The organism is Variovorax sp. P4_B10, from assembly GCF_056402375.1.
Map to the genome: position 1 here is coordinate 1 of NZ_JBFUHN010000149.1, position 5,977 is coordinate 5,977.

Here is a 5,977-nt window from a genome sequence, read left to right on the forward strand (position 1 = left end):
GCCTTGCTGCGCGCGGGCGCCTTGCAGCCAGCCCCTTTGCGAAGCAACGCGACCCCTTGCATAGTGTGACCAGACCCTAGGCGTTCCATGGACCTCCCCCACCTCACGGCGGGCAAGCGTTTCACGCTGCCGCGTCCCCCGTTGTCGGCCGATGCCTTGCTGCTCGCGCAGCTGGGCATGCGCGAGAAGGCCGCAGGCCGCGCGACCGCGATGTTCACGGCCGACGCCAACGACGCGCAGCGGCTGATCGACGAGATCGCCTTCTTCGCGCCCGACCTGCGCTGCGCCCTGTTCCCCGACTGGGAAACGCTGCCCTACGACAGCTTCTCCCCGCACCAGGACCTGATCAGCGAGCGGCTCGCCACCCTCTGGCGCATCAGCCAGAAAGAGGCCGACGTGGTGCTGGTGCCCGCCACCACCGCGCTCTACCGCCTCGCGCCGCCAGCCTTCCTGGCCGGCTACACCTTCCACTTCAAGGCCAAGCAGAAGCTCGAGGAATCGAAGCTCAAGGCCCAGCTCACGCTGGCTGGCTACAGCCATGTGACGCAGGTGGTGAGCCCCGGCGAATACGCGGTGCGCGGCGGGCTGATCGACCTGTTCCCCATGGGCTCGCTGGTGCCGTTCCGCGTCGACCTGTTCGACGACGAGATCGACTCGATCCGCACCTTCGACCCCGACACCCAGCGCAGCCTCTACCCCGTGCCCGAGGTGCGGCTGCTGCCGGGCCGCGAGTTCCCGATGGACGACGACGCCCGCGCACGCTTTCGCAGCCGCTGGCGCGAACTGCTCGAAGGCGACCCGACCAAGAGCCGCATCTACAAGGACATGGGCAACGGCGTGGCCACCGCCGGCATCGAGTACTACCTGCCGCTGTTCTTCGACGAAACGGCCACGGTGTTCGACTACCTGGGCGCCGACGCCACCGTCGTGCTGCACGGCGACCTCGAACCCGCGTTCCAGCATTTCTGGCAGGACGCGAACGAGCGCTACCGGCTGGTGCGCGGCGACCCCGAGCGGCCGGCGCTGCCGCCCGAGGCACTGTTCCTCAACGCGGAGCAGTTCTACCAACGCGCCAAGCCGCACGCGCAGCTCGCCATTCGGGGCGACATCGCCACCGACACGCCTTACGCCGAGTTCGACAAGCTCCCGCCCTTCGCGGTGGTGCGCGGCGCCGAAGACCCGCTGGTCGGCCTGAAGGCCCACATCGCCGCCACGCCGCACCGCGTGCTGATGGTCGCCGAGAGCGATGGCCGGCGCGAAAGCCTGCTCGACTTCCTGCGCGCCAGCGGCGTGAGCCCGCCGGCCTTCGACTCGCTCGCCGAGTTCGAGGCCATGACGAACGAGAAGATCGGCATCGTCACCGCCGCGCTGGCTTCTGGCTTCGCATGGCGCGAACAAGGCATCGACCTCGTCACCGAGACCGAGCTCTTCGCCACCGCGCCCACCACGCGCCGCCGCAACAAGAAGCAGGAACAGGTCAGCGACGTCGAGGCGCTGATCAAGGACCTGTCCGAACTCAACGTCGGCGACCCGGTGGTCCACACCGCGCACGGCATCGGCCGCTACCGCGGGCTGATGCACATGGACCTGGGCCAGGGCATCGATGAAGAAGGCAAGCCGCTGCTGCAGGAAATGCTGCACCTGGAATATGCCGACAAGGCCACGCTCTACGTGCCCGTCTCGCAGCTGCACCAGATCAGCCGCTACACCGGCGTCAGCGCCGACGAGGCGCCGCTGCACAGGCTGGGCTCCGGCCAGTGGGAGAAAGCCAAGCGCAAGGCCGCCGAACAGGTGCGCGACTCGGCCGCCGAGCTGCTCAATATCTACGCCCGCCGCGCCGCACGCGAAGGCCATGCCTTCCGCTACTCGGCCGCCGACTACGAGGTGTTCGCCAACGACTTCGGCTTCCAGGAAACTGCCGACCAGAAGGCCGCCATCCACGCCGTGGTGCAGGACATGATCTCGCCCCAGCCGATGGACCGGCTGGTCTGCGGCGACGTGGGCTTCGGCAAGACCGAGGTCGCGCTGCGCGCCGCCTTCATCGCGATCACCGGCGGCAAACAGGTCGCGTTCCTCGCGCCCACCACCCTCCTGGCCGAACAGCACTACCAGACGCTGGTCGACCGCTTCGGCAAATGGCCGGTCCGGGTGGCCGAGATGAGCCGCTTCCGTTCGACCAAGGAAATCACGGCCGCCGCCAAGGGGCTGGCCGAGGGCACGGTCGACATCGTGGTCGGCACGCACAAGCTGCTGTCGCCGTCGATCAAGTTCAAGAACCTGGGCCTGCTCATCATCGACGAGGAACACCGCTTCGGCGTGCGTCACAAGGAGGCGATGAAGGCGATGCGCGCCGAGGTCGACGTGCTCACGCTCACCGCCACGCCGATTCCGCGCACGCTGGGCATGGCGCTCGAAGGCCTGCGCGACCTGAGCGTGATCGCGACCGCGCCTCAGCGCCGACTGGCCATCAAGACCTTCGTGCGTAACGAAGGCACGGGCGTCATCCGCGAAGCCGTGCTGCGCGAGCTGAAGCGCGGCGGGCAGGTCTACTTCCTGCACAACGAGGTCGAGACCATCGAGAACCGGCGCCAGAAGCTCGAAGAGATATTGCCCGAGGCCCGCATCGCCGTGGCCCACGGCCAGATGCCCGAGCGCGAACTGGAGCGCGTGATGCGCGACTTCGTGGCGCAGCGCTACAACCTGCTGCTGTGCTCGACCATCATCGAGACCGGCATCGACGTGCCGACCGCCAACACCATCGTGATGAGCCGCGCCGACAAGTTCGGCCTGGCGCAGCTGCACCAGCTGCGCGGCCGCGTCGGGCGTTCGCACCACCAGGCCTATGCCTACCTGATGGTTCCGGACACCGAAGGCCTGACCAAGCATGCAGCGCAGCGGCTCGACGCCATCCAGCAGATGGAAGAGCTCGGTTCCGGCTTCTACCTCGCGATGCACGACCTGGAAATCCGCGGCACGGGCGAAGTGCTCGGCGAGAACCAGAGCGGCAACATGATGGAGATCGGCTTCCAGCTCTACAACGAGATGCTGAGCGAAGCCGTGCGCTCGCTCAAGGCCGGGCAGGAGCCCGACCTGCTGGCGCCGCTGTCGGTCACCACCGAGATCAACCTGCACGCCCCCGCCCTGCTGCCCGACGACTACTGCGGCGACGTGCACCTGCGCCTGTCGTTCTACAAGAAGCTCGCGACCGCGAAAACGCCCGACCAGATCGACACCCTGCTGGAAGAAATCGTCGACCGCTTCGGCAAGCTGCCGCCGCAGGCGCAGACGCTGATCGACACGCACCGGCTGCGCGTGCTGGCGCGGCCCTATGGCGTGGTGAAGGTCGATGCCGCGCCGGGCATCATCCACATCACCTTCAAGAAGGATCCGCCGGTCGATTCGATGGCCATCATCCAGCTGATCCAGAAGAACAAGCACATCAAGCTCGCCGGCAACGAGAAGCTGCGCATCGAGCGCGAACTCAAGGAGCCCAGGGAGCGCGCCCAGATGGTGCGCGATGTGCTGCGCAGCCTCGGTCAACCCATCGTCAAGGAACCCGCCCCCGCATGAGCGCTACAGAAATCTCTCCCGGTCTCGTCCTCCAGCGCGTGAAGCCGCCGCTGGCGCTGGCCGATTTCAAGCTGATCGCGTTCGACATGGATTCGACGCTGATCAATATCGAATGCATCGACGAGATCGCCGATGCCGTCGGCAAGAAGGCCGAGGTGGCGGCGATCACCGAAGCCACAATGCGCGGCGAAATCAAGGACTTCAAGGAAAGCCTGCGCCGCCGCGTCGCGCTGCTGCAGGGCGTGCCGGTCGAGGCCTTGCAGCAGGTCTACGACGAGCGGTTGAAGCTCAACCCGGGCGCGGCCGAACTGGTGGCGGCCTGCAAGGCAGCCGGCCTCAGGGTGCTGCTGGTGTCGGGCGGCTTCACCTTCTTCGCGAACCGCGTGAAAGACCGGCTGGGCATCGACTTCGCGCGCTCCAACCTGCTCGACGAGGCCGGCGGCAAACTCACCGGCCAGGTGGTGACGCAAAGCTGGGGCGACATCTGCGACGGCGCCGAGAAACGCCGCACGCTGCTCGAAGTGGCATCGCTCATGGGCATTTCGCCGCAGGAAACCATCGCCGTCGGCGACGGTGCCAACGACCTGCCGATGATGGGCGAGGCCGGCCTTTCGGTGGCCTACCACGCGAAGCCGAAGGTCCGCGAACAGGCCATGGTCGCCATCAACGACGGCGGCCTCGACCGCCTGCTGGAAATCCTGAAATGACCGACACCGCCCCGCTCTACCGTGCCGACGCGCTCAAGGACTACGCCAGCGCCCTGCTGCAGAAGGCCGGCCTCGCCGCGCCGATGGCCGACAGCGTCGCCCGCACCCTGGTCGAAGGCGACCTGCTGGGCCACGACACGCACGGCCTCGCGCTACTGGCTGGCTATGTGAAGGAGATCGAGTCGGGCGGTATGACGCGCGACGGCGCCCCCGAGGTGCTGTCGGACCGCCCGGCCGCCGTGCTCTGGGACGGCAAGCGCCTGCCCGGCCCCTGGCTCATGGACCAGGGCATGGACCTGCTGCTGCCGCGTGCGCGCGAGCTCGGCACCGCCTCGCTCGTGATCCGCCGCAGCCACCACATCGCCTGCCTCGCGGTCTACATGCTGCGCGCGCTGCAGGAAGACATGCTGATGCTGCTGGCCTGCTCCGACCCGAACACGGCCAGCGTTGCGCCCTTCGGCGGCACGCAGGCGGTGTTCACGCCGAATCCGCTGGCCATGGGTTTTCCGCTGTCGCAGGGTGGTGTGATGGTCGACATCTCGGCCTCGATCACCACCAACGGCATGAGCAACCGCAAGCGTGCCGCCGGCGAGACCTTTGCCGAGGAATGGCTGATCGATGCGGCCGGCAAGCCGTCGAACGACCCGCAGGTGCTGTTCGACCAGCCGCCCGGCACGCTGCTGCCCGTTGGCGGGCTGAGCCATGGCCACAAGGGCTACGGGATGGCGCTGCTGGTGGAGACGCTGACGGCCGGATTGGCGGGCTTCGGCCGGGCCGACCCGCGCGAGGGCTGGGGCGCGACGGTGCACATCACGCTGCACGACCTGCATGCTTTCGGCGGCAAGGAAGCGTTTTTGCGCCAGATGGACCATGTGGCGGCCCAATGCCGGGACAACACCCCCATCGACCCCGCGAAGCCGGTTCGGCTGCCGGGTGAAGGCGGCTTGAGGCGCCGGGATGCGCAATCGAAGAACGGGGTGCGGCTGCACCCGTCGATCGCGCGCTCGCTGCAGGATGCGGAGCAGCGCCACGGGCTGCAGCTCGCGAAGGCGCTCCTCTGAGGGCTAGATTTCTTCTTCGGGCGGTTCTTCCGCCTTTTCCCCGGCCGGGCGCGGCTTGCGCTTGCCGGGCTTGGCCAGGATCTCGACGTAGAACTGCTTGCCGGCGTCCTTGACGATGCCGTCGATCAGGCCCGTAATGGCCGACAGGTGGACGACTTCGGCGGTTTCCGCCGATGCGCCGAACTTGCAATCGAAGTCCCAGAAGTCGCTGCCCTCGGGCAATTCGCGCCTTCGCTCGCGCTTGATGTACTTGCGGATCTCGTGCTTGGTGGCTTCGAGGAGGCGGTCGGGGTGCTTGCCCTCGACTTGAAGCTGAAAGGTTTTTCTCATGGGTGATCCTAACCCGCTGTGTACAGTCGGCGGTTCAAACGGAAAACAGGTGAAGACATGGCGCGCGCAAACGACTGGGCAAGCAAGGTGATGGCATTGGTCAATGGCGGCAACGCCCCGGCAGCCATTGCGCAGATCAAGGTCGCGCCCTCGGTCAAGGACCTGAAGGCGCTGCAGACCATCATGACGCTGTCCAAGATGAAAGGCCGCTATCCGAATGTGGATGCGGCCATTGCGGACAACCTGGACCTGCTGGCGGCCCCCCGCCTGCATCGCTCTCCCTGAAGATCTACAGGGCCTGGCCGAGGC

At 67.2% G+C, this 5,977-nt stretch carries 5 protein-coding genes; 4 read left to right on the forward strand and 1 reads right to left on the reverse strand.

Annotated features, from left to right (window positions below):
- The first annotated feature begins 87 nt into the window (after positions 1-87).
- The 3 genes from mfd to AC1DXX_RS32825 are packed head-to-tail and all read left to right on the forward strand — an operon-like array spanning position 88 to position 5,338.
- Positions 88-3,570: a transcription-repair coupling factor gene (mfd, locus tag AC1DXX_RS32815; RefSeq protein WP_478138379.1), complete on the forward strand. Its 3,483-nt coding sequence runs from the start codon at positions 88-90 to the stop codon at positions 3,568-3,570.
- Positions 3,567-4,277: a phosphoserine phosphatase SerB gene (gene serB, locus AC1DXX_RS32820; protein ID WP_478138380.1), complete on the forward strand. Its 711-nt coding sequence runs from the start codon at positions 3,567-3,569 to the stop codon at positions 4,275-4,277. Before mfd ends, serB begins: the two co-directional genes overlap by 4 nt.
- Positions 4,274-5,338 carry an Ldh family oxidoreductase gene (locus AC1DXX_RS32825; RefSeq protein WP_478138381.1) on the forward strand — a complete coding sequence of 355 codons (1,065 nt, stop codon included), beginning with the start codon at positions 4,274-4,276 and terminating at the stop codon, positions 5,336-5,338. The genes serB and AC1DXX_RS32825 overlap by 4 nt, the downstream gene beginning before the upstream one ends.
- A 3-nt stretch (positions 5,339-5,341) precedes the next feature.
- Here AC1DXX_RS32825 and AC1DXX_RS32830 read toward each other — a convergent pair whose 3' ends face one another.
- The gene (locus AC1DXX_RS32830) at positions 5,342-5,668 is read right to left on the reverse strand and encodes a DUF6172 family protein (RefSeq protein WP_478138382.1); all 327 of its coding nucleotides are present in this window, start codon (positions 5,666-5,668) and stop codon (positions 5,342-5,344) included.
- A gap of 57 nt (positions 5,669-5,725) precedes the next feature.
- Here AC1DXX_RS32830 and AC1DXX_RS32835 point away from each other — a divergent pair, with 57 nt between their 5' ends.
- Positions 5,726-5,953 carry a hypothetical protein gene (locus AC1DXX_RS32835; RefSeq protein ID WP_093241232.1) on the forward strand — a complete coding sequence of 76 codons (228 nt, stop codon included), beginning with the start codon at positions 5,726-5,728 and terminating at the stop codon, positions 5,951-5,953.
- Positions 5,954-5,977: the final 24 nt, after the last annotated feature.